Source organism: Variovorax sp. V35 (genome assembly GCF_041154465.1).
Taxonomy (GTDB): Bacteria; Pseudomonadota; Gammaproteobacteria; order Burkholderiales; family Burkholderiaceae_C; genus Variovorax; species Variovorax boronicumulans.
The window spans coordinates 4,018,547-4,042,116 of record NZ_AP028666.1; the positions used below are offsets into that span (position 1 = coordinate 4,018,547).

Annotated in this window: 26 protein-coding genes; 5 read left to right on the forward strand and 21 right to left on the reverse strand. The window is 68.0% G+C overall.

Annotated features, from left to right (window positions below; translation table 11 throughout):
• Window positions 1-7 precede the first annotated feature (7 nt).
• The 7 genes from ACAM42_RS18625 to ACAM42_RS18655 are packed head-to-tail and all read right to left on the reverse strand — an operon-like array spanning window position 8 to window position 5,426.
• Complete coding sequence (locus ACAM42_RS18625; protein WP_062470118.1) at window positions 8-610, reverse strand: nucleoside triphosphate pyrophosphatase; 603 nt, start codon at window positions 608-610, stop codon at window positions 8-10.
• 40 nt (window positions 611-650) lie between these two features.
• Window positions 651-1,118 carry a 23S rRNA (pseudouridine(1915)-N(3))-methyltransferase RlmH gene (rlmH, locus tag ACAM42_RS18630; protein ID WP_070060813.1) on the reverse strand — a complete coding sequence of 156 codons (468 nt, stop codon included), beginning with the start codon at window positions 1,116-1,118 and terminating at the stop codon, window positions 651-653.
• Window positions 1,115-1,810 (reverse strand): ribosome silencing factor, encoded by a 696-nt coding sequence (gene rsfS, locus ACAM42_RS18635; protein WP_369628986.1) that lies wholly within the window; start codon window positions 1,808-1,810, stop codon window positions 1,115-1,117. The genes rlmH and rsfS overlap by 4 nt, the downstream gene beginning before the upstream one ends.
• Entirely contained in the window at window positions 1,810-2,442 is a 633-nt protein-coding gene (nadD, locus tag ACAM42_RS18640) for a nicotinate (nicotinamide) nucleotide adenylyltransferase (RefSeq protein ID WP_369628987.1), read from the reverse strand. The genes rsfS and nadD overlap by 1 nt, the downstream gene beginning before the upstream one ends.
• Window positions 2,439-3,359, reverse strand: coding sequence for an oxygen-dependent coproporphyrinogen oxidase (hemF, locus tag ACAM42_RS18645; protein WP_369628988.1), 921 nt, complete (start codon window positions 3,357-3,359; stop codon window positions 2,439-2,441). The genes nadD and hemF overlap by 4 nt, the downstream gene beginning before the upstream one ends.
• On the reverse strand, window positions 3,359-4,657 hold the full coding sequence (gene purD, locus ACAM42_RS18650) for a phosphoribosylamine--glycine ligase (protein ID WP_369628989.1): 1,299 nt from the start codon (window positions 4,655-4,657) through the stop codon (window positions 3,359-3,361). Before purD ends, hemF begins: the two co-directional genes overlap by 1 nt.
• A 43-nt stretch (window positions 4,658-4,700) precedes the next feature.
• Window positions 4,701-5,426: a YebC/PmpR family DNA-binding transcriptional regulator gene (locus ACAM42_RS18655; RefSeq protein WP_056580425.1), complete on the reverse strand. Its 726-nt coding sequence runs from the start codon at window positions 5,424-5,426 to the stop codon at window positions 4,701-4,703.
• A 118-nt stretch (window positions 5,427-5,544) separates the two neighbouring features.
• Here ACAM42_RS18655 and ACAM42_RS18660 point away from each other — a divergent pair, with 118 nt between their 5' ends.
• From ACAM42_RS18660 to ACAM42_RS18675, 4 genes are read left to right on the forward strand one after another with little or no spacing between them, the layout of a single operon-like run.
• On the forward strand, window positions 5,545-6,336 hold the full coding sequence (locus ACAM42_RS18660) for a class I SAM-dependent methyltransferase (RefSeq protein WP_062470103.1): 792 nt from the start codon (window positions 5,545-5,547) through the stop codon (window positions 6,334-6,336).
• Window positions 6,337-6,338: 2 nt separating this feature from the next.
• Window positions 6,339-7,388 (forward strand): Rid family hydrolase, encoded by a 1,050-nt coding sequence (locus ACAM42_RS18665; protein WP_369628990.1) that lies wholly within the window; start codon window positions 6,339-6,341, stop codon window positions 7,386-7,388.
• Window positions 7,389-7,424: 36 nt separating this feature from the next.
• Entirely contained in the window at window positions 7,425-8,222 is a 798-nt protein-coding gene (locus ACAM42_RS18670) for a lysophospholipid acyltransferase family protein (protein WP_369628991.1), read from the forward strand.
• The gene (locus ACAM42_RS18675) at window positions 8,186-8,965 is read left to right on the forward strand and encodes a glycosyltransferase family 2 protein (protein ID WP_062470093.1); all 780 of its coding nucleotides are present in this window, start codon (window positions 8,186-8,188) and stop codon (window positions 8,963-8,965) included. The genes ACAM42_RS18670 and ACAM42_RS18675 overlap by 37 nt, the downstream gene beginning before the upstream one ends.
• 235 nt (window positions 8,966-9,200) lie before the next feature.
• Here ACAM42_RS18675 and ACAM42_RS18680 read toward each other — a convergent pair whose 3' ends face one another.
• The 11 genes from ACAM42_RS18680 to ACAM42_RS18730 form a co-directional block, all read right to left on the reverse strand.
• Complete coding sequence (locus ACAM42_RS18680; RefSeq protein ID WP_369628992.1) at window positions 9,201-10,589, reverse strand: efflux transporter outer membrane subunit; 1,389 nt, start codon at window positions 10,587-10,589, stop codon at window positions 9,201-9,203.
• On the reverse strand, window positions 10,582-12,564 hold the full coding sequence (macB, locus tag ACAM42_RS18685) for a macrolide ABC transporter ATP-binding protein/permease MacB (protein WP_369628993.1): 1,983 nt from the start codon (window positions 12,562-12,564) through the stop codon (window positions 10,582-10,584). Before macB ends, ACAM42_RS18680 begins: the two co-directional genes overlap by 8 nt.
• Window positions 12,561-13,721: a macrolide transporter subunit MacA gene (macA, locus tag ACAM42_RS18690; protein ID WP_369628994.1), complete on the reverse strand. Its 1,161-nt coding sequence runs from the start codon at window positions 13,719-13,721 to the stop codon at window positions 12,561-12,563. Before macA ends, macB begins: the two co-directional genes overlap by 4 nt.
• 201 nt (window positions 13,722-13,922) lie before the next feature.
• Entirely contained in the window at window positions 13,923-14,426 is a 504-nt protein-coding gene (locus ACAM42_RS18695; protein ID WP_062470083.1) for a disulfide bond formation protein B, read from the reverse strand.
• The gene (locus ACAM42_RS18700; protein ID WP_062470081.1) at window positions 14,423-15,520 is read right to left on the reverse strand and encodes a sulfate/molybdate ABC transporter ATP-binding protein; all 1,098 of its coding nucleotides are present in this window, start codon (window positions 15,518-15,520) and stop codon (window positions 14,423-14,425) included. The genes ACAM42_RS18695 and ACAM42_RS18700 overlap by 4 nt, the downstream gene beginning before the upstream one ends.
• Before the next feature lie 20 nt (window positions 15,521-15,540).
• Entirely contained in the window at window positions 15,541-16,443 is a 903-nt protein-coding gene (gene cysW, locus ACAM42_RS18705) for a sulfate ABC transporter permease subunit CysW (protein WP_062470078.1), read from the reverse strand.
• A gap of 1 nt (window position 16,444) precedes the next feature.
• Complete coding sequence (gene cysT, locus ACAM42_RS18710) at window positions 16,445-17,332, reverse strand: sulfate ABC transporter permease subunit CysT (protein ID WP_062470075.1); 888 nt, start codon at window positions 17,330-17,332, stop codon at window positions 16,445-16,447.
• Complete coding sequence (locus ACAM42_RS18715; RefSeq protein ID WP_062470072.1) at window positions 17,333-18,349, reverse strand: sulfate ABC transporter substrate-binding protein; 1,017 nt, start codon at window positions 18,347-18,349, stop codon at window positions 17,333-17,335.
• Window positions 18,346-18,921, reverse strand: coding sequence for an alpha/beta hydrolase (locus ACAM42_RS18720; RefSeq protein WP_056580397.1), 576 nt, complete (start codon window positions 18,919-18,921; stop codon window positions 18,346-18,348). The genes ACAM42_RS18715 and ACAM42_RS18720 overlap by 4 nt, the downstream gene beginning before the upstream one ends.
• A 22-nt stretch (window positions 18,922-18,943) precedes the next feature.
• Complete coding sequence (locus tag ACAM42_RS18725; protein ID WP_062470070.1) at window positions 18,944-19,585, reverse strand: peroxiredoxin; 642 nt, start codon at window positions 19,583-19,585, stop codon at window positions 18,944-18,946.
• A 148-nt stretch (window positions 19,586-19,733) separates the two neighbouring features.
• Complete coding sequence (locus ACAM42_RS18730; protein WP_070060824.1) at window positions 19,734-20,648, reverse strand: LysR family transcriptional regulator; 915 nt, start codon at window positions 20,646-20,648, stop codon at window positions 19,734-19,736.
• A 135-nt stretch (window positions 20,649-20,783) separates the two neighbouring features.
• Between ACAM42_RS18730 and ACAM42_RS18735 the strand changes: the two genes are divergently transcribed.
• Window positions 20,784-21,431, forward strand: a complete 648-nt coding sequence (locus ACAM42_RS18735) for an FMN-dependent NADH-azoreductase (RefSeq protein WP_369628995.1) — start codon at window positions 20,784-20,786, stop codon at window positions 21,429-21,431.
• A 68-nt stretch (window positions 21,432-21,499) separates the two neighbouring features.
• Here ACAM42_RS18735 and ACAM42_RS18740 read toward each other — a convergent pair whose 3' ends face one another.
• The 3 genes from ACAM42_RS18740 to ACAM42_RS18750 are packed head-to-tail and all read right to left on the reverse strand — an operon-like array spanning window position 21,500 to window position 23,553.
• Window positions 21,500-22,057, reverse strand: coding sequence for an NADPH-dependent FMN reductase (locus ACAM42_RS18740; protein WP_369628996.1), 558 nt, complete (start codon window positions 22,055-22,057; stop codon window positions 21,500-21,502).
• A gap of 48 nt (window positions 22,058-22,105) precedes the next feature.
• The gene (locus ACAM42_RS18745; RefSeq protein ID WP_159276803.1) at window positions 22,106-22,840 is read right to left on the reverse strand and encodes an amino acid ABC transporter permease; all 735 of its coding nucleotides are present in this window, start codon (window positions 22,838-22,840) and stop codon (window positions 22,106-22,108) included.
• Window positions 22,837-23,553: an amino acid ABC transporter permease gene (locus ACAM42_RS18750; protein WP_369628997.1), complete on the reverse strand. Its 717-nt coding sequence runs from the start codon at window positions 23,551-23,553 to the stop codon at window positions 22,837-22,839. The genes ACAM42_RS18745 and ACAM42_RS18750 overlap by 4 nt, the downstream gene beginning before the upstream one ends.
• Window positions 23,554-23,570 lie beyond the last annotated feature (17 nt).

Consider the following 23,570-nt stretch of genomic DNA (forward strand, 5'->3'; position numbering starts at 1 on the left):
GGATGTCTTAAGTATTGAAACCGACGCCTCGAAGCAGTTGCGCGGTCTCGAACATGGGGAGTCCCATGATGCCCGAATAGGAGCCGCTGATGTGCTCCACGAACGCAGCCGCCGCGCCCTGGATGGCGTAGGCGCCGGCCTTGCCGAGCGGCTCGCCGCTGGCGGCGTAGGCCGTGACCTGCTTCTTCGACAGCGTGGCGAAGCGCACGCGCGACACGCTGAGCGCCGCATGGCGTCGACGGCCGTTCTGCAGCGCGACCGCCGTGAGCACGCGGTGCGTGGCGCCGGACAGGTGCGTGAGCATGCGCTCGGCATCGCGCGCGTCCTCGGGCTTGCCGAGGATGGTGCGGCCGAGCGCGACCGTGGTGTCGGCGCAGAGCACGGGCGCATCGGCCAGGCCCAGGCGCTTGCGGCGCGCAACGGCGGCATCGAGCTTGAGGGCGGTCACGCGCTGCACGTAGGCGGTGGGCGATTCGTTCGGCAGCAAGGCCTCGAGCGCCTCGGCGTCTTCGTCGGCACCGGCCAGCAGCAGTTCGTGGCGCACGCCGAGCTGGCCGAGCAATTGGGCGCGGCGCGGGCTTTGCGACGCGAGGTAGATGAAGTCAGGCAAGTTCAGGTCTCCGAGGTGGGCCCCACCGCCGGCCCCGTGGTCATTCCCGGTGGTACGGATGGCCCGCGTTGACCGACCACGCCCGGTAGAGCTGTTCGACCAGCAGCACGCGCGCCATGGCATGCGGCAGGGTCAGGTCGGACAGGCGGATGCGTTCGTGCGCCGCGGCCTTGAAGGCCGGGTCGAGCCCGTCGGGGCCGCCGATGACCAGCGCCACATCGTCGCCCTCGCCCTGCCAGGTCTGCAGCCGTGCAGCCAGCGCCTTGGTGGTGAGCGCGGTGCCGCGCTCGTCGAGCACGACGATGCGCATGCCGCGGGCGATCGCGCCTTCGATGCGCTCGCGCTCGGCGGCATACAGCGTTTCAAGTGTCTTGGAACCGCGCGGCTCGGTCTTGACGGCGCGCAGCTCGAGCTTGAGCTCGGGCGGGAAGCGCTTGGCGTAGTCGTCCCAGGCAGTCTGTGCCCAGTCGGGCATGCGCTGCCCGACGGCGACCACCAGCAGCTTCATGCGCGGCGGGCTGGCGCCTTCTTGGCCGGCGCCTTCTTCGCAGCGGTCTTCTTGGCGGCCGGCTTGCCGACGACCTTCACCGGCACGCGTGCGGTGCCCGTGGCGGACTTCTTCGCAGGCGCCTTCTTGGCGGCAGTCTTGCCCGCGGTCTTCGATGCGGCCTTCTTCGCCGGGGCCTTGGCGGCCTTGGCTTCCTGCTCGGCCGCGCGGATCGCGGTCTTGGCGGCGCTCGAACGGCGCAGGCTCGGCGTCTTGGCGGCGGCCGTCTTCTTCTCGTCGGCGCCCTTGACGACGGACGAGGCGGTGGCCAGCGCGGGCTTGGTGGCGCCGAGCTTGGCGCGCACCGGCTTGTCACCCCAGATCTCTTCGAGGTGGTAGTACTGGCGGATGGCGGGCTGCATGATGTGCGCCACGGCCGCGCCGCAGTCCACGATGATCCACTCGCCGTTTTCCTCGCCCTCGGTGCGCGGCTTGGCAAAGCCGGCTTCACGCACGGCGTCGCGCACGCTCGAAGCGAGCGCCTTGGTCTGGCGGTTGGAGGTGCCCGACGCCACGATCACGCGCTCGAACAGCGGCGAGAGGTGCTCCGTGTCGAATACCTGGATGTCCTGCGCCTTGACGTCTTCGAGACCATCGATGATGGCTCGCTGGAGTTTTTGGATGTCTTTTTTGGCGGCGGCTTCAGTGGTCATCAGGCAGAGCGGTAGAGGTGGTGTTGGTCAATATAGCGTGCAACCGTGGGCGGAACCAGCGAGGAAATGTCCACACCCGACGCCACACGCCGCCGGATATCGGTGGCGCTGGTGTCCATGGCGGCAGGCAGTTCAAGCGCCTCGAAACGCGCGCCAGCCGGGAGGCCGGGCAGCTGTTTCGGATCAAAACGAGTGACGTCACCCGTCGATAGTGCGCGATACGCTACAGAAACGATAGCAATGCCGAGTATATCCTGCCAGCCGTGCCAGGTCGGCAAGGCCGCCGCCTGGTCCGCGCCCATCACCAGCACGAGCTGTGCGCCGGGCTGCTCTTTCTGCAATTCATGCAGCGTGTCGAGCGTGTAGGTCGGGCCGTCGCGCAACACTTCGCGGCTGTCGATGACGACCTTGCCTTGCAGGTTGCCGAAGGCCAGTTGCGCCATCGCGAGGCGGTCTTCCTTCGGCGTGAGCGTGCGGCTCTTGTGCCAGGCCTGCCCCGTGGGAATGACGTGCAACTCCGTCAGATCGAGCTGCGCCAATGCGGATTCGGCCAGGGCGACGTGCGCGTTGTGCGGCGGGTCGAAGGCCCCGCCGAAGACGCCGATGCGCAAAGCGGAACCGGTCGGGCTCACACCCAGTCCCGGCGCACGATGAAGTCGCTGTACAGCGCGGCTTCGGGGCTGCCCGCTTCGGGCTGTTGCCGGTAGGCCCAGCTCGCGAGCGGCGGCATCGACAGCAGGATCGATTCGGTGCGCCCGCCCGACTGCAGGCCGAAGTGCGTGCCGCGGTCCCACACGAGGTTGAACTCGACGTAGCGCCCGCGCCGGTACAGCTGGAACTCGCGTTCGCGTTCGCCGTACGGCTTGCCGCGGCGGCGCTCGACGATCGGCAGGTAGGCCTGGAGGAAGGCATCGCCGACCGAGCGGATCAGCGCAAAGCCGTTCTCGATGCCGCCCTCGGCGAAGTCGTCGAAGAAGATGCCGCCGATGCCGCGCTGCTCGTTGCGGTGCTTCAAAAAGAAATACTCGTCGCACCAGGTCTTGAAGCGCGGGTACTTGTCGGCGCCGAAGGGTGCGAGCGCGTCGCGGCACGCGGTGTGGAAGTGCACCGCGTCTTCTTCAAAGCCGTAGCACGGCGTGAGGTCCATGCCGCCGCCAAACCAGCACACGGGATCGCCGCCGCCCGCGGGCTGCGCGGCCAGCATGCGCACGTTCATGTGCACGATCGGCACGTAGGGGTTGCGCGGGTGGAACACCAGCGACACGCCCATGGCCTCGAACGGCGCGCCCGAGAGCTCGGGGCGGTTCTGCGTGGCCGAGGGCGGCAGCTTGGCGCCGCGCACCTGCGAGAAGCCGACACCGGCGCGCTCGAACAGCGCGCCGCCTTCGAGGATGCAGGTCAGGCCGTTGCCCTGCAGCGGCTCGCCTGGCTCTTTCTGCCAGGCGTCGCGCACCGCACTGCCGCCATCCGCCGCCTCGATCGCCGAGATGATCGATTGCTGCAGTCCGCGCAGGTAGTCGCCGACCGCCTTCGGCTGGGTGGCTGGCATCAGGCGTGGGGCGTGTTGCGCGCATTGACGGCGCGGTAGCCGATGTCCTTGCGGTACTGCGCACCGTCGAACTGCACGCGCGCCGCGACCTCGTAGGCGCGCTGCTGCGCCTGCTTGACGCTGTCGGCCAGCACGGTCACGCAGAGCACGCGGCCGCCGCTGGTCTTGAGCTCGCCGTTCTCCAGCGTGGTACCGGCGTGGAACACGACAGCATCGGGCGCCTCGGCCGGGATGCCGCTGATGCGGTCGCCCTTGCGCGGCGACAGCGGGTAGCCGTGCGCGGCCATCACCACGCCCAGCGCCACGCGCCGGTCCCACTGCAGCTCGACCTGGTCGAGCGTGCCGTCGGTGGCGTGCCAGAACACCTCGAACAGGTCGGACTTGAGGCGCATCATGATCGGCTGCGTCTCGGGGTCGCCCATGCGGCAGTTGAATTCGAGCGTCTTGGGCTGGCCGGCCGCGTCGATCATGAGACCGGCATAGAGGAAGCCGGTGAACGGAATGCCGTCCTTTTCCATGCCGCGGATGGTCGGCAGGATGATCTCGCGCATGGCGCGCGCATGCACCTCGGCCGTGACCACGGGCGCGGGCGAGTACGCGCCCATGCCGCCGGTGTTCGGGCCTTCGTCGCCGTCGAGCAGGCGCTTGTGGTCCTGGCTGGTGGCCAGCGCGGCAACGTTCTTGCCATCGCACATCACGATGAAGCTGGCTTCTTCGCCTTGCAGGAATTCTTCGATGACGACGCGTGCGCCGCCTTCGTTGTGCGACACGCCGAACTTGTTGTCGACCAGCATGAAGTCGACGGCCTCATGGGCTTCCTGCGCGGTCATGGCAACGACCACGCCCTTGCCGGCGGCCAGGCCGTCGGCCTTGACGACGATCGGTGCGCCCTTGGCGTCGATGTACGCATGAGCGGCGGCGGCGTCGGTGAAGGCCTCGTATTCGGCCGTCGGGATCCTGTGGCGCTTCATGAACGCCTTCGAGAAGGCCTTGGAGCTTTCGAGCTGCGCAGCCGCCTGCGTCGGGCCGAAGATGCGCAGGCCGTGCGCGCGGAACTCGTCCACCACGCCGGCCGCCAGTGGCCCCTCGGGGCCGACCACGGTCAGCGCGATTTTCTCGGCCATCGCCCACTCGCGCAGCGCGGCGGGTTCGGTGATGTCGATGCAGTCGTAGCGTTCGTCGCTCACGGTGCCGCCGTTGCCGGGCGCCACGTAGACGCGGCTGACCCGGTTGCCCTGCGCCAGCCGCCACGCCAGTGCGTGCTCGCGGCCCCCTCCTCCAATCACCAGTACCTTCATTCGCGGGCTTTCGTTTGTCGCTGTGGATCCATCATTCATTCGCTCAGTCGGACAGTGCGGCGTTGTGATAAACGTCCTGCACGTCGTCCAGGTCCTCGAGCACGTCGAGGAGCTTCTGCATTCTTGCGGCGTCTTCGCCGGTCACGTCCACGGTGTTCTCGGCGCGCATCGTGATTTCGGCGGCGTCGGGCTTCAGGCCCGCGGCTTCGAGCGCGTTCTTGACGGCCTCGAAGTCGCCGATGGCGGTGAGCACCTCGATGGCGCCGTCGTCGTCGGTGATCACGTCCTCGGCGCCGGCTTCGAGGGCCACTTCCATGACCTTGTCCTCGCTGGTGCCGGGCGCGAAGATGATCTGGCCGCAGTGCTTGAACTGGAAGGCCACCGAGCCTTCGGTGCCCATGTTGCCGCCGTGCTTGGAGAAGGCGTGGCGCACTTCGGCCACGGTGCGCACGCGGTTGTCGGTCATGGTGTCGACGATGATCGCCGCGCCGCCGATGCCGTACCCTTCGTAACGAATTTCTTCGTAATTGACGCCTTCGAGGTTGCCCGTGGCTTTGTCGATGTTGCGCTTGACGGTGTCGATGGGCAGGTTGACCGCCTTGGCCTTTTCGACCGCCAGCCGCAGCCGGGGGTTGGCGCTGAGATCTGCGCCGCCGGCGCGTGCCGCCACCGTGATTTCACGGATGGCGCGGGTCCAGAGCTTGCCCCGTTTCTCGTCCTGGCGGCCCTTGCGGTGCTGAATATTTGCCCACTTGCTATGTCCGGCCATGGCTTTCTCTCTCGCTGTCGTGTGTTTTCAAAGCAAGTGTGGAGTTTACTGTCCGGCGCACACAACGCTCCCCCGGCGCCCGGGATTTCGGCCCGGACCTTTTGGTGATAATTGTTCGATGACGCCATCGCCCATTGCCGGTACGGGAAATCCCGACGCCCTGCCGCCGCACGCCCCGCTGCCGCTGTACTACAACACCGAAGCGGAGCACCAGGCGTTCCTGCGGCGCATCTTCGACAGCACGGCCGCGGACTACGACCGCATCGAAGCCGTGCTGGCCTTCGGCACCGGCCCCTCGTACCGCCGTGACGCACTGAAGCAGGCCGGTCTCACGGCGGGCGCCCAGGTGCTCGACGTGGGCATCGGCACCGGGCTCGTCGCCCGCGAAGCGCTGAAGCTCATCGGCTCCACCGGCAAGCTCACCGGCGTCGACCCCAGCGTGGGCATGATGGGCCAGGTCCGGCTGCCCGGCGTCGAGCTCATTCAAGGCGTGGCCGAGGCCCTGCCCCGGCCCGACGCCAGCTGCGATTTCGTGAGCATGGGTTACGCCATGCGCCACATCAGCGACGTGGCCGCCGCCTTTTCCGAATTCCATCGCGTGTTGCGCCCCGGCGGGCGCGTGGTGGTGCTCGAGATCACCAAGCCCGAAGGCCGCATCGCCACCGCGCTGCTCAAGGGCTACATGCGCGCCGTGGTGCCGCTGATCGCCCGCGTGGTCGGCCGCCGCAGCGACACCTCGGAGCTGTGGCGCTATTACTGGGACACGATCGAGGCCTGCATCCCGCCCGAGCGCGTCATGCAGGCACTGGGCGCCGCCGGCTTCAGCGACGTGCGCCGGCATGCGAGCCTCGGGGTCTTCTCTGCCTACACCGGCCGCAAGCCCGAATCCACCGCCGACGAGGTTCGCTGAACGTGCGCCCCCAGGACGACCGCCTTCATTCCCCCCTGCGCGTGGAGCGCCTCTCGCTGCCGGACAGCCTTGCGCTGGCCACGCACAGCCATGCGCCCTTCGCCGCGCTCGGCTACGGCACGCCGCACGGTGTCGCCTGGATGCCCACGGTCAACGCGCGCGTGCTGTCGCCGCAAGGCGCGATGGCCGATGTGTGGCACGTGGGACACGCGGGTGATGGCACCCAGGTCCGGTCGGGCACCACCGGCATCGCGCGCTGGCGCACCGATGGGCACTGGCTGCTCGGCGCCATCGACCTCGATGAAGCCGTCGAAGGCCAGGGCCTGACCGAACTCGCGCAGCGCGCCTACCGCGACCTGTTCCGCACACTCGACCAGGCCGACACGCCGCACCTGCAGCGCATCTGGAATTACCTGCCGCGCATCAACGCCGACGGCGGCGGGCTGGAGCGCTACCGCCAGTTCAACCTCGGCCGGCAAGAGGCTTTCTTCGAGGCCGGCCGCGCCGCCTTCGAGGGCGCACCGGCCGCCTGCGCACTGGGCATCCGCCAGGGAGCGCTGTCGATCCGTTTTCTCGCGGGACGTGCCGCGCCGCTGCCGGTCGAGAACCCGCGGCAGGTGTCGGCCTACCGCTATCCCGAAACCTACGGCCCGCGCTCGCCGACCTTCTCGCGCGCCGCGCTGGCGGACATCGGCGACGGCCAGGTCGCGCTGTTCATCTCGGGCACGGCGAGCATCGTCGGCCACGAAACGGTGCACCACGGCGACGTGCGTGAGCAGGCCCGCGAAACGCTGCGCAACCTCGAGGCCGTGATCGCCTCCGCCCATGCGCAGACCACGGCGCGCTTCTCGCTCGATGCGCTCGACTGCGTGGTGTACGTGCGGCATCCGTCGGACACCGAGGCCGTGCGCGAGGAGATCGAAGCCGCGCTCGGCGCCCAGTCGCCGATGGCCCGCCATGCGGTGTACCTGGAAGCCGACATCTGCCGCAGCGATCTGCTGGTCGAGATCGAGGCCCACACGGTCGCCGCCGGCCGGCTGCAGGCCGCCTGAGCGGCCCGCCGTCCGCCTGCCCGACCGACACCACCCATGAACGTGCTGCGTCTTCTCACGTCGATCCCGCTCGCGCTGATGCTCTATGCGCTGCTGCTGTTCCTCGGCCTGATCTCGCTGGTCTGGAACTTCGTCGCCATGCTGCTGTACCCGGTGATGCCGGCCGTACCGGCGCGCGCGTTGGGCCGCATGACCATCGCCTTTGCCTACCGGATGTTCTGGTGGCTCGCCTCGGTCACCGGCATGATGCGCATCGACGCTTCGTGCCTGGACCCGATGCGCAACGAGCCCGGCGTGATCTTCGTGGCCAACCACCCGACCATGCTCGACGCGCTGCTGCTGGTGGCGCGGCTGCCGCGCAGCGCCTGCATCATGAAGGCCGAGCTGATGGGCAACATCTTCCTCGGCGCCGGAGCCCGGCTGGCGCGCTACATCAGCAACAAGTCGGCCCGCACGATGGTGCGCCTGGCGGTCAACGACCTGCGCCAGGGCGGCCAGCTCGTGATCTTTCCCGAAGGCACGCGCACGGTGACGCCGCCGCTGAACCCCTTCCGCCCCGGCACCACGCTGATCGCCAAGCTGGCGCAGGCGCCGATCCAGACCGTGTTCATCGACACCGACTCGCCCTACCTCGGCAAGGGCTGGCCGCTGTGGCGCGTGCCGCCGCTGCCCATCGTCTTCACGCTGCGGCTGGGCAAGCGCTTTGCACCAACGCAGGACAGCGATGCGTTGCAGGTCGAGCTGGAACACTATTTCCGTCAACACATGGAGCAGCGCGCCACCGACGCGTCCCCCGAATGCCAGCAGACGCCTCGCGCACCCACCTTGTCCTGATCCCCAGCTACAACACGGGCGAGCGCCTGTTCTCGACGGTCGCGGCCGCGCGGGCCCAATGGAACCCGGTGTGGGTGGTGATCGACGGCAGCGACGACGGCACGGGCGAGCGGCTGCAGCAGATGGCCGCCAGCGATCCGGGGCTGCGCGTGTGGGTGCTGCCGCAGAACCAGGGCAAGGGCTCGGCGGTGCTGCACGGCTTGCGGGCCGCGAAGGACGCCGGCTTCACGCACGCACTCACGATGGATTCCGACGGACAACATCCGGCGGACCTGATCCCCTCTTTCATGAACGCCTCGCTGGCGCGGCCCGAGACGATGGTGCTGGGCCGGCCGGTGTTCGACGCCAGCGCACCGTTGCTGCGGGTGCGGGGGCGGCGGGTGTCCAACGGCTGGACGCAGCTCGAGACGCTGTTCGCGGGCGTGGGCGATTCGCTCTACGGCTTTCGCGTGTACCCGGTGGTCGACCTGATCGCGGTGATGGCGCGGCAACCGTGGATGCGGCGCTTCGACTTCGATACCGAGGCGGTCGTGCGGCTGGCCTGGCGCGGGGTCAAGCCGGTGAACATCGATGCGCCTGTGAAGTACCTGACGGCTGAAGAAGGCGGGGTGTCGCACTTTCGCTATGGGCGGGACAACGTCTTGCTGACTTGGATGCACACGCGGCTGATGGTCGAGTTTGTTTTGCGGCTGCCGGGGTTGCTTTTTCGCAAGCTGCGGGGGGCGCCGCCGTTTCAGGCTTAGGTCTCTTTGGAGGGGCGCCCGGCAGGCGGCACGGCGCGGTCGGCTCCACTGTGCCGGCCGCTTCGCGGCTGCCCTGCGGTGCTCGCGTTTCGCGGGGTCTCGCAGAACTCGCTGCGCTCAAACAGCTGCGAGCCCTGATCCGCGAAACGCTGCGCTCCTCGGCGGCACAGAGGGGCCGCCCACACCGCACCGCCTGCCGGGCACCTGCTGTGGTGTGGGAACTCTTCCTCTCTTCCTACTCGACGATGGCCGCGCCGCCCAGTGCCTTGTAGAGCGTCATCGTGGCGTTGAGCTGGTTCAACCGATTCTGCGCCACCGACACCTCCGCGAGGCGGCGCTTGTCCTTGGCATCGAGCACCGGTTGCAGCGCAGTGGCGCCGGCGCGATAGCGCACTTCCGACAAGGCCTCCGCGCGTTGCGCCTGTTGCAGCGCCAGAGCCAGCTTCACGCTTTCGTCCTGCAGCTGGGTTCGCGACGACAGCGTGTTCTCGACCTCGGACAGCGCGGTGTACAGCGACTGGCGGAAACCGACGACCGCTTCTTCGTACTGCGTCTGCGACACGGCGACGGTCAGCCGCGCGGTGTTCCATTGCAGGAACGGCAACACCAGGCCGGCGCCCAGCGTGGCGATCGGATTCTTCAGCACCTCGCCCAGCGCATTGCTCCCCGCGCCCAGCGAACCCGTGAGGCTCAGCACCGGATAGAAACTGGTGCGCGTGGCATCGACGTTCGCCAGCGAGGACCGCAGGCGCTGCTCCGCGGCGCGCAGGTCGGGCCGGCGGCCCAGCAGGCTGGCGGGCAGTCCAGCATCGATCACGGGCAAGGCGGTGTCCGGCAGTTGGGAGGGCTCGTCTCTCGGGGCGTCGGGCGGCATGTCGAACAGGATCGCCAGTGCGTTGCGTGCCTCGACACGCTGTTGCAGCAGCTGTGTGTGCGCGGCCTCCTGGCTCGCGAGATTCTGGCCGGCCTGCGCGACGTCGAGCCCGGACACGGCACCTGCCGCGTACTTGGCGCGCACCAGCGCCTGGATGCGCCGTGCATCGGCCATGCCGGCTTCGCTCAGCGCGATGCGGTGGTTCAGGTAGCCGGTCTGCCAATACAGCCCGGCCGTGGTGCCCACCAGCGCCAGCGCCGTGGCCTCGCGGTCGGACTGGGTGGCCTGCAGCTCCCAGTCGGCAGCGCTGCGCAACGCCGACAGGCGACCCCACAGATCGATCTCGTAGCTCAGGTTCAGCGAGGAGCTCGCGGTCGATGCGGCCACGTTGCCGCGCTTCAGATCGAAGCTGCGGTTGGTGCTCAGTTGACCTGTCACGCCGGGCGTGAGGTTGGTGTTCGCCAGGCCGGCCTGCAGCTGCGCCCGCTGCACGCGGATGCCGGCGGCGGCCAGGTTGTTGTTGGTGCGCAGGGCGCTGTCGATCAGGGTGTCGAGCCGCGCGTCGTGGAAGGCGGTCCACCAGCGGGCCTGCGGCACGGCCGCTGCGTTCTGCGGCAGCGGCTGTTGCTGCTGCCAGGCCTGCGGCACGCCGAGCGGTCGGTGTTCGCGCCGCTCCGGCGCAAACAGTGTGCAGCCGCCAAGCGCCAGCGCGATGGCCAGGCCCGCCAGGGTCGGTCGCGCGCTACTCACGCGCCAGCGCCTCGATGGGGTCGAGCCGCGCGGCATTGCGCGCCGGCAGGTACCCGAACAGCACGCCGATGAGCGACGCGCACAAAAAGGCCGACACCACGGCCCCCAGCGAAAAGATCATTTGCCATTGCTTCACGAACAGCGAGAACACAAAGCTGATGCCGTACGACAGCAACACGCCGATGAAACCGCCGACCAGGCACACGAGCACGGCCTCGGTCAGGAACTGCTGCAGCACGTCGCTCTGGCGCGCGCCCACGGCCATGCGGATGCCGATCTCGCGGGTGCGCTCGGTCACCGACACCAGCGTGATGTTCATCACGCCGATGCCGCCCACCACGAGCGAGATCACCGCGATCAGTGACAGCAGCAGCGTGAGCGACTGGCTCGTGCGCTCGGCCGTCTTCACGATGCTGTCCATGTTGAAGGTGAAGAAGTCCTTGCCGCCGTGGCGCAGCGTGAGCAGCCGCACGATGCTCTCTTCGGCCGCCTTGGTCGGCTGGTCGTCGCGGATGCGCACGGTGATGCTGTCGAAGTGCTGCTGGCCGAACAGGCGGCTCGCGCCGGTGCTGTAGGGCAGCCAGATGTTGAGCGACTTGTTCTCGCCGAACATGCTCTTCTTTTCCTGCGCCACGCCGATCACGGTGCACGGCAGGCTGCCCACCAGGATGATCTTGCCGACCGGATCGGTGCCGTCGGGAAAGAGCTTGCGCCGCGTGTTCTGGTCGATCACCACCACCTGCGACTGGTGCCGCACGTCGTTGGCGTCGAAGTCCGTGCCGCTGGCCATCTGGATGTCGCGCACGCTGAAGAAGTTGTCGCTGACGCCGTTCACGTTGCCGTTGACGTCGGCGCTGCGGTAGCGCAGGCGCAGGCTGCGCATGGTGGTCGGCGTGACGCTGTGCACGTAGGGCTGCGCGGCAATGGCCTGCAGGTCGGCCGGCAGCAGCGTGCGGATGCTCGCGGCCTTGTCGTCGCCGAAGTCGTGGCCCGGATAGATGTCGAGCGTGTTGGTGCCGATGGCCTTGATGTCGGCCAGCACGAAGCGCTTGGCGCCCTCCCCGATGGCCACGATCGACACCACCGAGGTGATGCCGATGATGATGCCCAGCATGGTCAGCGCCGTGCGCATGCGGTGCGCCATCATCGAGCGCCAGGCCATGCGGAAGGCTTCGGAGAAACGCGCCCAGCCGGTGCTGAAGCGCGCGATGCCCAGCGTGGGGCGGGTCATCGCGGGCGGCGTGGGGGTGTCGTCGCCGACGGTCTGCGCGGGCGCGGCCACGGTCGGCACGTTCAGCCGGTCGCCCACGATCGCGCCGTCGGCGATCTCGATGATGCGTTCGGTGCAGCGTGCCACCTGCATGTCGTGCGTCACGATGATGATGGTGTGCCCCTGCGTGTGCAGCTCGCGCAGGATGCCGATGACCTCCTGGCCGCTCTTGCTGTCGAGCGCGCCGGTGGGCTCGTCGGCCAGGATGACCTGCCCGCCGTTCATGAGCGCGCGCGCGATGCTCACGCGCTGCTGCTGGCCGCCCGAGAGCTGGCTCGGCCGGTGCTCGGTGCGGTCTTCCAGGCCCAGGCGCGCAAGCAGTTGCCGCGCCCGTGCGTCGCGCGCCGAGCCCTCGGTGCCGGCATAGACGGCGGGCACCTCGACGTTGCCGGTGGCCGTCAGGTGCTGCATGAGGTGGTAGCGCTGGAAGATGAAGCCGAAGTGCTCGCGCCGCAGCGCGGCGAGCGCGTCGCTGTCGAGCGTGCCGACGTCCTGGCCCGACACGGTGTAGGTGCCGGTGCTCGGCCGGTCGAGGCAGCCGAGGATGTTCATGAGCGTCGACTTGCCCGAGCCCGAGGCGCCGACGATGGCCAGCATTTCGCCGTGGCCGATGTCCAGGTCGACATCTTTCAGCACCTGGACTTCCTGCTCGCCCGAGGGAAAGCTGCGGCCGATGCCGCGCAGGGTCAGCAGCGGCTGCGTCACTGGCGCGGCCTCCGGCTGCCGCTGTCATTGCCGTCGGTCTTCTCCAGCGCCGAAGCGTCGCCGGTGATGACGCTGTCGCCCTCCTTCAGGCCTTCGAGCACCTGGGCCTGGAAGTTGTTGCTGATGCCCACGCGCACCTGCCGCTTTTCCACACGCTGGTCGGGCAGAAGCACGCGCACTTCGTGGCGGCCGTCCTTGTCGCGCGTGCCGAGCGCGGTGAGCGGCACGGTCAGCGCCTGCTTGGCCTCGCCCAGCAGGATGGCGACCTGCGCCGTCATGTCGACGCGCAGCGTGCGCTCGGGGTTGGGCACGTCGAACAGCGCGTTGAAGAACACGGCGTTGTTGATCTTCTCGGGCGAAGGCTGCACCGCGCGCAGCGTGCCGTGGTAGCGCGTGTCGGGGTCGCCCAGGATGGTGAAGTACACCGGCTGGCCCGCCTTCACGCGCACCACGTCGGCCTCGGACACCTGGGCCTTCACGGTCATGGTCGACAGGTCGGCCAGCTTCATCAGCGTGGGCACCTGGAAAGAGGCCACCACGGTCTGGCCTTCGAGCGTGCTGATCGACACCACGTCGCCGTCGATGGGCGCGACGATGCGCGTGTACGACAGGTTGGTCTGCGCCGAGGCCAGGGCCAGCTTCTGCTGGCGGATCTGCGCGTCGAGCGAGACGGCGTCGGCGCGCAGCGCGCGCAGCTCGGTGTCGGCGCTTTCCAGGTCCTGGCGCGCGGCGGCGTCCTGCGCCAGCATCTCGCGCTGGCGCGCCCAGGTGAGTTCGGCCTGCTTCACGCGCACTTCCTTGGCGAGCTTCTGGGCTTGCAGGTTCTCCAGCTTGGCCTGCTCCTGTGCGAGCGTGTTCTGCGAGATGACGGGGTCGATCTCGGCCAGCCAGTCGCCCTTCTTCACCGTCTGGCCGAGCACCACCTTCAGCGACTTGAGCTGGCCCGACACCTGCGCGCCCACCTCGACCTGCTTGAGGGCCTGCAGCACGCCGGTGGCGAGCACCGCGTTCTCCAGGTCGCTGCGCTGCACGGTGGCAGTGAGGTAGTCGCTTTTCTTCGGCGGGCTCAGCCAGAAGAAGGCCGCGATGGCCAGCACGACGAGCAAGGCCAGGCCGACAAGGAACTTGCGCGATCGTCGCGAAGGAGTGATGGGCATGCAGTGAAGAAGTGGGATGAAACGGGCGGCGAGGCCCGGGAAAGGATGCGGTTCATCCTAGCCCCGGTTGCTGAAGGCCTGCTAAAGCATGCGTTTTGACGGGCTTTTTGCACGGGCCTGCGCAGCGACCCACGAAAAACGGCGTGGCCCGCTGCCCTCGAAGGACAGCGGGCCACGCCGCAATCACTACTAAAAAAGAACTCAGCGCGCGGTGCGCCGGCGCAAGAGTAAGGTGAGGAGCAACAGCGCCAGCACCGTGAACGCGATGAACGACCAGTTCGCCAGCGTCAGGCCGAACAGCGACCAGTCGATCTTGGAACAGTCGCCGCCACCGCGGAAGATCATCGGCAGCGCGCGCTTGAGCGGGAAGGTCTCGATCATCCCGTACAGGTCGCGCCCGCACGAGACGACTTCGGGCGGATACCACTGCAGCCAGCTCTGCTGCGCCGCCGTGTAGGCACCGCCCACCGCCGCCGCCAGCGCCAGCACCCCGCCCGTCACCTGCAGGCCGCGGCTGTTGAACAGCGCCGCCAGGCCGGTGAACAGCGCCACCAGCATCAGCGCATAGCGCTGCACGATGCACATCGGGCAGGGTTCGAGCCCGACCACGTGCTGCAGATACAGCCCGAAGGCCAGCATGAGGACACAGGCCAGGCAGATCAGCCCAAGCGCGCGGCGCGGCGCGCCGAAGTACCAATGGATCAAGGAGATACCCAATCTTCTTCTACGAACACCCTGGCCTTGCGGGGGTTGGCGACAACGGTGTCGCCTTCCTTCAAGCCCAGGTCGCGGAACTGTTGCGCAGGGAGTTGCGCTTCGATGATGGTTCCGGAGCCCGGATTATCTGGATTCGTTTCGGTGGGCTCAAGTTCCAGCCGCGCGATCGGTCCGACCACGATCGCGCGCGACAGCGTGGCGACGATGCCGGTGGCGCCCGACACGTAGCGTGTCACATCCAGGTCATGCGGACGCACATAGGCCAGCGCCTTGGCGTCGCGCGCGCTGCTGTGCTCGGGCGAGTCGATGCGCATGCCGTCCAGCTGCACGGCGCCGTTGTCGGCCCGGCCGTGGAACAGGTTCACGTCGCCCAGGAAGCCGTAGACGAACGGGCTCGCGGGCTTGTCCCACACGTCCTGCGGCGAGCCGACCTGCTCGATGCGGCCTTTGTTGATGACCACCACGCGGTCGGCCACTTCGAGTGCTTCTTCCTGGTCGTGCGTGACGAAGATCGAGGTGACGTGCAGTTCGTCGTGCAGCCGGCGCAGCCAGCGGCGCAGTTCCTTGCGCACCTTGGCGTCGAGTGCGCCGAAGGGTTCGTCCAGCAGCAGCACCTTGGGCTCCACCGCCAGCGCACGGGCCAGCGCGATGCGCTGGCGCTGGCCGCCGGACAGCTGCGACGGGTAGCGGTCGGCCAGCCAGTCGAGCTGCACCAGCTTGAGCAGGTCGGTCACCTTGGCCTTGATCTGCGCGTCGCTCGGGCGCTCCTTGCGCGGCTTCACGCGCAGGCCGAAGGCCACGTTCTCGAACACGGTCATGTGGCGGAACAGCGCGTAGTGCTGGAACACGAAGCCGACCTGGCGCTCGCGCACGTGCACGTCGGTCGTGTCTTCGCCCGAGAAATGGATGCTGCCGGTGTCGGCCGTTTCCAGGCCCGCGATGATGCGCAGCAGCGTGGTCTTGCCGCAGCCCGAGGGGCCGAGCAGCGCGACCAGTTCGCCCGACTCGACGTCGAGGTTCACGTTGTTCAGCGCGCGGAAGTCGCCGAACTGCTTGCTGATGTTGCGGATTTCGATGCTCATGGTCTTGTTCTCTCGTCTTCTCAGGCCGCCGAAGGCTCGGGGGGGCGCTCGGGCGGCAGCTCGGCGATGGCTTTCATTTCGCGCTCATGGCGCCACTCGATGACCGACTTGATCACCAGGGTGACCAGCGCCAGGATCGCCAGCAGCGAGGCCACCGCGAAGGCGGCCACCGACTGGTATTCGTTGTAGAGCACCTCGACGTGCAGCGGCATGGTGTTGGTCTGGCCGCGGATGTGGCCCGACACCACCGACACCGCGCCGAACTCGCCCATGGCGCGCGCGTTGCACAGGATCACGCCGTACAGCAGGCCCCACTTGATGTTGGGCAAGGTCACGCGCCGGAAGGTCTGCCAGCCGGTCGCGCCGAGCACGATGGCGGCCTGCTCCTCGTCGGTGCCCTGCGCCTGCATCAGCGGAATGAGTTCGCGCGCAATGAAGGGGAAGGTCACGAACACGGTGGCCAGCACGATGCCGGGCACGGCAAAGATGATCTTGATGTCGTGCTCCGCGAGCCACGGGCCGAACCAGCCCTGCGCACCGAACACCAGCACGTAGATCAGGCCCGCCACCACCGGCGACACCGCGAACGGCAGGTCGATCAGCGTGGTGAGAAAGGCCTTGCCGCGGAACTCGAACTTGGCGATGGCCCAGGCCGCGGCCACGCCGAACACGAGGTTCATCGGCACCGCGATGGCCGCGGTGATCAGCGTGAGGCGGATGGCGCTCCACGCATCGGGTTCCTTCAGCGCCTCGAGGTAGGCATTGAGGCCCTTGCGCAGCGCCTCGACCGCCACGGCCGCCAGCGGCAGCACGAGGAACAGGAACATGAACGCCAGGGCGATGCCGATCAGCGTCCAACGGACCCAGGCCGACTCGGTGGTGCCGGCCTGCGCGCGGCGGATGATTTTCGAAGGTGCGCTCATGTCATGCCCCCGCGCGCTTGCGCTGCCAGGCCTGCAGGCCGTTGATGACCAGCAGCAGGATGAACGACAGCACCAGCATCACCAGCGCGACCGCGGTGGCGCCCGTGTAGTCGTACTGCTCCAGCTTGCCGATGATGATGAGCGGCGTGATCTCGGAAATCATCGGCATGTTGCCGGCGATGAAGATCACGGAGCCGTACTCGCCGATGGCGCGTGCGAAGGCCATCGCAAAGCCCGTCAGCAACGCGGGCGCGATCGACGGAAAGATCACCTTGGTGAAGGTCTGCAGGCGCGTGGCGCCCAGCGAGGTGGCGGCTTCTTCGAGTTCCTTCTCGGCGTCTTCGAGCACCGGCTGCACCGTGCGCACCACGAAGGGCAGCCCGATGAAGATCAGCGCGATCACGATGCCCGCCGGCGTGAACGCCAGCTTGATGCCGTGCGGCTCGAGCAGCTGCCCGATCCAGCCGTTGCCCGCGAGCAGCGCCGTGAGCGAGATGCCGGCCACGGCCGTGGGCAACGCGAACGGCAGGTCGACCAGCGCATCGACGATGCGCTTGCCCGGGAACTTGTAGCGCACCAGCACCCAGGCCACGAGCAGGCCGAACACCGCGTTCACCATGGCAGCGATCAGCGAGGCGCCGAAGGTCAGGCGGTACGAGGCCATCACGCGCGGCGCGGTCACCGACACCCAGAAGTGCTCCCAGGTCATCGTGAAGGTCTTGAAGACCAGCGCCGACAACGGGATCAGCACGATCAGGCACAGATAGAAGACCGTGAAGCCGAGCGTGATGTGGAAACCGGGCAGCACGCGCTTGGCGCCCCCTGCCCGGTTGGCACGAGAAAAAGGCGCTCCCGCTGCCGGGAGCGCCGAAGAAGCAGCGCCGCTCATTTACTTCGCGCCGGGCGTGTAGAGCTTGTCGAACTGGCCGCCGTCATTGAAGTGCACCTTCTGCGCTTCGCTCAGGCTGCCGAACAGTTCCTGCACCGTGAACAGCTGGAGCGGCTTGAAGGTCGAGGCGTACTTCTTGAGCACGGTCTGCGAACGCGGACGCAGCGCGTGCTTGGCGGCGATTTCCTGCGCTTCTTCGGAGTACAGCCAGTCGAGGTAGGCCTTGGCCAGCTCGCCCGTGCCCTTCTTCTTGACGGTGCGCTCGACGATCGCGACCGGGTTCTCGGCCACGATGGAGATCGACGGGTAGACCGAGTCGACCTTGCCGGTACCGAACTCGCGGTCGATCGAGACCACTTCCGATTCGAAGGTGATCAGCGCGTCGCCGATGTTGCGTTGCAGGAAGGCGGTGGTCGCGTCGCGGCCGCCGCGTGCCAGCACCGGCACGTTCTTGAACAGCTTGCCGACGAACTCGGCGGCCTGGGCGTCGGTGCCGCCCTTCTTCTTGATGTAGCCCCAGGCGGCCAGGTAGGCGTAGCGGCCGTTGCCGCCGGTCTTGGGGTTGACGATCACGACCTGCACGCCGGGCTTGACCAGGTCGTCCCAGTCCTTGATGCCCTTGGGGTTGCCGTTGCGCACCAGCAGCAGCATGGTCGAGGTGGTGGGTGATGCGTTCTCGGGGAACTTCTTGTTCCAGTCCTTGGCGACCACGCCGGCGTTGGCCAGGAAGTCGATGTCGGTCGAGGTGTTCATGGTGACCACGTCGGCATCGAGGCCGTCGGCCACGGCGCGCGCCTGGGCGCTGGAGCCGCCGTGCGACTGGTCGATCTTGACGTCCTTGCCCGTGGCCTTCTTGTAGTTCGCCACGAAGGCCGCGTTGTAGTCCTTGTAGAACTCGCGGGCCACGTCGTACGAGGCGTTCAGCAGCCCGGTGCCTTGTGCGAAGGCGGTGCTGCCGGCGAGTGCGGAGGACGCCAGCGCGAGCACGGCGACGAAGGTCTTGATTCTGGAAGTCATGTGGTTGCCAGGTTTTCTGAAAATTCACGTCCCGCCGACCAGGCGGCGGGTTCGTCGGTCAACGATTGCAGCAGGGCCAGGCCGAGCGGCCAGTCTCCGTGCCCCGAATCGATGTTGATGTGCCCCGCATTCTGCATGCGCACGAACTCGCTGCCCCAGGCGCGCGAATAGGCGCCCGCCAGGCGGATCGGGCAATAGGGATCGTTGCTGCTCGCCACCACGATGCTGCGGTACGGCAGCGCCGCGTAGGGCACGGGTGCGAAGTCGGACAGCACCGCGCGGCGCTCGGGGTCGGCCGGCGCCACCAGCAGCGCGCCCTGGATGCGGGCGGCGGCCTCGGGCGGCAGGTGTGCCGTGGCGATGCAGCCCAGGCTGTGCGCCGCGATGACCACGGGGCCTTCGCTTTCGAGCACCAGCTTGGCCAGTGCGGGCACCCAGGCGTCGCGCTTGGGCGAGGCCCAGTCGTCCTGCGCCACCCGCGCCGCGCCCGGAATGCGTTCTTCCCACAGGCTCTGCCAATGGCCGGGCCCGGAGTCGCGCCAACCGGGCACGATGACGACACGAGTCTGCATGACGGCGCGGTCCTGCGGCTTCTTACTTGTTGGGCTGCGGCGTGATGCGCAGGTAAGGCTTGACGGCCTTGAAGCCCTTGGGGAAGCGCTCGGCCAGCTCAGCCGGGTCCTGGATGCTCGGCACGATGACGACGTCGTCGCCGTCCTTCCAGTTCACGGGCGTGGCGACCTTGTGGCTGTCGGTGAGCTGCAGCGAGTCGATGACGCGCAGGATCTCGTCGAAGTTGCGGCCGGTGGACGCCGGGTAGGTGATGGTGGTGCGGATGACCTTCTTGGGATCGATGATGTAGACGCTGCGCACCGTGGCAGTGGTCGAGGCGTTCGGGTGAATCAGGTCGTACAGGTCGGCCACCTTGCGGTCGGCGTCCGCAATGATGGGGAAGTTGACGGTGGTGTTCTGCGTCTCGTTGATGTCGCCGATCCACTCCTTGTGCTTGGTGGCCGGATCGACGCTCAGCGCGATGGGCTTGACACCGCGCTTGGCGAACTCGCCCGACAGCGCCGCCGTCTTGCCGAGTTCGGTGGTGCACACGGGGGTGAAATCGGCCGGGTGCGAGAAGAACACGATCCACGAATCGCCGGCCCACTGATAGAAGTCGATCGGGCCTTCGCTGGAGTCCTGGGTGAAATTGGGGGCGGTGTCGCCGAGTCGCAGGGTTGCCATGGTCGCTCCAAGGAGGGGGTGAAGCCCTGGATTGTGCGAACCGCTGCTTCAATGGCAAACGAATATCTGTTTGTTTGGATATGACGTTTTTCGCATATAGAACCTGCGCAGGCCCACTATGACGCTATCTTTTAGATAGCAATCTGCCTCAGAACATCCGCATCTGCTCGCTTTGCAGGTGTTCGGACAGGAAGTCGATCAGCCGCCGCACCGCCGGCACCAGCGCCCGCCGCGCCGGAAACACCATGTGCGCCACCACCGGCGACGGCCCCCAGCCGGGCAGCACCCGCACCAGCCGGCCCGCCTCGATGTCGGCGCTGCACATGTAGTCGGGCAGCAGGGTCACGCCGACGCCGCCCAGCGCGCCGAACTGCAGCGTCGCGAGGTCGTCGGCCACGTAGCGCGGCGTGTGCACATGCACGTGGCTGCGGCCTTCCGGGCCTTCGAGCCGCCACTCGGAGCGCCCTTCCCCGTTGACCGACATGGCCGCCGTGGGCAGCTTCGCGAGGTCGGCGGGCGTGTCGACCGGGCCCTGGCTGGCCAGCAGCGCCGGGCTCGCGACCAGCACGCCGCGGCTGTGGCCGAAGGTCTTGGCCACCAGCACCGTGCTGTCCTCGATGGTCGGGCGCACGCGCAGCGCGATGTCGATGCCCTCCTCGATCAGGTCCACTGGCCGGTTGATGACCCGCATGTCGACGCGCACCGCCGGATGGCGCGCCATGAACACCGGCATCAGCTGCGCCAGCCCGCTGTGCGAGATGGTGACCGGGCAGGTCAGCCGCACCAGCCCGCTCGGCTCGGTCTGCACCTGCGCCACCGCCTCGGCCGCCGCTTGCGCCGCATCGCGCATCGCCGAGGCATGCCGCAGGTAGATCTCGCCGGCCGGCGTGAGCGACAGGCGGCGCGTGCTGCGCTGCATCAGCTGCACGCCCAGCCGTTCCTCGAGCTCGGCCACGCGCCGAGACAGCCGCGATTTGGGAATGCCCAGCGCCCGGCTGGCGGCGGCAAAGCCACCCCGCTCGGCCACCTCGGCGAAGAACACCATGTCGTTGAGGTCTTGCATGGCTTTATTGTCCTACCAACAGAACGATCTGATCAAATTTTGGCTACTTATCAGTCACTCACATCAAAAATAGAATTCTCCCAACGCCGGCCACTTCTCAGCGCCGACACCTTGCACAGAAAGTGATTGACTGACATGAAGCTGCTCCACATCGACTCCAGCATCCTCGCCGCCGGCTCCACCTCGCGCCAGCTGACCGCCGAAACCGTGGCCGCATGGCGCGCCGCCCACCCCGACACCCAGGTCGAGTACCTCGACCTCGCCGTGGACGCGCCCTCGCACTTCGGCGTCGACGCCCTCGGCATCAAGACCGGCGTGCAGGCCCAGCCGACCGAAGCGCAACTGCGCGAGAACGCCCTGTCGGAAAAGCTGGTGAGCCAGTTCCTGGCCGCCGACGTCGTCGTGATCGGCGCCCCGCTGTACAACTTCACCATCCCGACCCAACTCAAGGCCTGGATCGACCGGCTCGCGCAAGCCGGCCGCACCTTCAAGTACACCGAGAAGGGCCCCGTCGGCCTGGCCGGCGGCAAGACGGTGATCGTGGCTTCGAGCCGCGGCGGCATCTACTCGACCTCCGAAGGCGGTCAGGCGGCCGAGCACCAGGAAAGCTACCTGAAGGTGATCTTCGGCTTCTTCGGCATCACCGATGTGCGCTTCGTGCGCGCCGAAGGCATCGCGATGGGTGACGCGCCCAAGGCCGCCGCCCTGGCCGCCGCCCGCGCCGACATCCTCGTGGCCACGACCGAAGCTGCGAACCAGAAGAACGTCGCGCAAGCCGCCTGAGTCTTCCGCCGCCGGAACGAAAAAGCCGCCCCACGGGGCGGCTTTTTTCATGGGCGATGGCCTTGCGATCAGGCCGCGGAATGGGCCTTGACCCAGGCGACGTACTTGTCCATCCAGCCCTGCAGGAACTTCTGCGTGCCTTCGTTGCCGATGTGGCCCTTGTCGTCGAACAGGCCTTCCTTGGCCTGCAGGAACACCTCGGGGCCGCCCATCGTGGGCGCGTCGAGATACGCCAGGATGTTGCGCAGGTGCTGCTGCGCCAGCGCGGTGCCGATGGCGCCCACAGAGATGCCGAGCACGCCGGTCGGCTTGCCGGCCCACACGCTCTGGCCATAGGGGCGCGAGGCGTGGTCGATGGCGTTCTTCAGCACGCCGGGGATCGAGCGGTTGTATTCGGGCGTGACGAACAGCACGCCCTGCGCGGCGGCCACTTCGCTCTTGAGGCGCTTCACCGGGGCGGCCTGGTTGCCGTCGTCGTCCTGGTTGTACAGCGGCAGGTCGTCGATGCGCAGGGTCTCGAACGTGAAGTCCGACGGCGCGAGGTGCGCCAGCGCCAGCGCCAGCTTGTGGTTGAACGAATCCTTGCGCAGGCTGCCGACGATGACGGCGATCCGGGTCTGTGCCATGGGTGGAACTCCTTGAAATGGAAAAGGCTGTCGGAATGACCGGGACGATTATGCGAAGCGCTCAAGACCTTTTCCAGAAAAGTTCATGACCACCGGCGCACCCGCCTGCGCGCGGCGCACGACCCCGTGGGCCAGCCGGTCCAGCCCGGTGCACAGCAGCCAGTAGATCGCGCCCACCAGCACGAAGATCTCCGCCGGATAGACCATGGTGCGCGCATTCACCTGCGAGGCCACGAACGACAGCTCGCCCACGCCCACCACATACGCCAGCGAGCTGTCCTTCACGAGCGTGACCCACTGGTTGACGAACGACGGCAGCATCATCCGCAGCGCCTGCGGCAGCACGACGTGGCGCAGCGTGCCCCAGCGCGTGAGCCCGAGCGACAGCCCCGCCGCCCACTGCCCCGCCCCGATGCCGCGGATGCCCGCATGCACCGCGTGCGCCAGGTAGGCACCGCCCACCAGCGACAGCGCGCACATCACCGACAGCACGCCAGGCACGCTCACGCCCAGCGCGAACGGCAGCAGGAAGTAGGTCCAGAAGATCAGCATCAGCACCGGGATCGCGCGCAGGAACGCCAGCCCCAGCGTCAGCACGCGCTTGAGCGGCCCCCGCGCCATGGCCAGCCCGATGCCCCACGCCAGTCCGAGCACCGCCGACGCGATGCCCGAGCCGGCGCTGAGCAGCACCGTGAGCGCCGCACCGCCCAGCTCGCCCTGCGGAAAGGCGCCCCACAGCAGGTACGGCAGGCTGTCCCACAGCATGTGCAGCGCGTCGCTCATGCAGCCGCCCTCCCCGGCACCGCCGATTGCCGACGCGCAGCCCACGCTGCCAGCAGCTCGATCGCGCCGATGGTCACGATGTAGAGCAGCGTCGCCACGCCGAAGGCCTGGAAGGTCTTGAAGGTCTCGGCCTCGACCTGGCGCGAGGCGTACGACAGCTCGACCAGCCCCACGGCCATCGCGAGCGAGGTGTTCTTGACGATGTTCATGTACTGTCCCAGCAGCGGCGGCAACGCGATGCGCAGCGCCTGCGGCAGCACCACCTGCGCCAGCACCTGCGCGCGCGTGAAGCCCAGCGCCTGCGCCGCCAGCGTCTGCCCCACGGGCACGCCGCGGATGCCCGAGCGGATGTCCTCGCCCACGTAGGCGGCCGCATACAGCGTGAGCCCGAACAGCGCCGACAACAGCTCGAATGAAATGAAACGTCCCGCCAGCAGCCCTTCGCGCAGCGCCTCGGGCAACAAACTGGGCGCGCCGAAGTACCAGAAGAAGAGCTGCACCAGCAGCGGCGTGTTGCGAAACAGCGAGACGTACGCGCCGCTCGCGCGCAGCCACGCGGGCCGGCTCGACGAGCGCCCCGCCGCCACGACGACGCCCAGCAGCGTGGCGCCCGCCGCCACCAGCAGCGAAGCGCCCACGGTCACGAGCCAGCCGTCGAGCAGCCAGCCGAGGTAATGGGGCGCGAGCAGGTGCTCGCGCAGGAAATCGCTCAAGGCCGCATCGATCCGGT